Origin of the sequence: Saccharopolyspora cebuensis (assembly GCF_039542665.1) — a bacterium.
In the GTDB taxonomy this organism is placed as follows: Bacteria; Actinomycetota; Actinomycetes; order Mycobacteriales; family Pseudonocardiaceae; genus Saccharopolyspora; species Saccharopolyspora cebuensis.
On sequence record NZ_BAABII010000048.1, the window covers coordinates 1 to 818 of the forward strand.

1 pseudogene is annotated in these 818 nt (G+C 67.6%); it reads right to left on the reverse strand.

Features of this window, described 5'->3' with window-relative positions:
• Window positions 1-818, reverse strand: a pseudogene (locus ABD976_RS29555) (IS5 family transposase); the annotation flags it as partial.

An 818-nucleotide genomic window follows, 5' to 3' on the forward strand; every position in this document is an offset into this window, starting at 1 on the left:
TATGAGCAGGCCGTCTTGTCGAACCGCGATGCGAGTCCTCGCCACTGTTTCAACGCGTTGAAGCACCGCTCGACGACGTTGCGGCCCTTGTAGCGTTCCTTCTGCTCGTTGCCGAAGTCGATCGGGCGGCCTGGCCGCGTGCGCCGGTTCGCGATCTGGTCGGCGCGCTCGGGGATGGTGGCCTTGATACCGCGCTCGCGTAGCCAGCCCCGGTTCGTCTTCGACGGGTACCCCTTGTCTGCGAGCACGCGGTCCGGGCGTGTGCGCGCAGGGCCCCGGCCGGGGACGTGGATCTCGTCGAGCACGTCGGTGAACATGCTCGTGTCCGCGACCTGCCCGCCGGTCAGTACGAACGCCAGAGCCCGGGCCTGCCCATCGCAGACGAGGTGGATCTTCGTCGTCACACCGCCCCGTGACCGGCCGATCGCGTGATCAGGCGGTTCCAGCCCGGCCTTCTTGTAGTTCGATGGAGCCCCCCGTGACCCGCCTCATCGTCGCTCCGTGCTGATGCACACGCGCGATCGACGAGTCCACCGACACAACCCAGTCGATCTCTCCTGCCAACGACGCTCGCTTCTGCACGTGAGTGAGCAGGTCGTCCCAGACGCCCGCGGCGGCCCACCGGCGGAAGTTCTTGTAAACCGTGTTCCAGCTCCCGAACCGCTCGGGCAGGTCCCGCCATGCTGAGCCCGTCCGGAACCGCCACGCGGTCGCCTCGACCACCGTGCGTCGATCTACCGGCGGACGGCCCCGCGTCCTCACCGGCGGGAACACGTCCTGGATCAGCTCCCAAACCTCGTCAGTGATGACATCTCGCG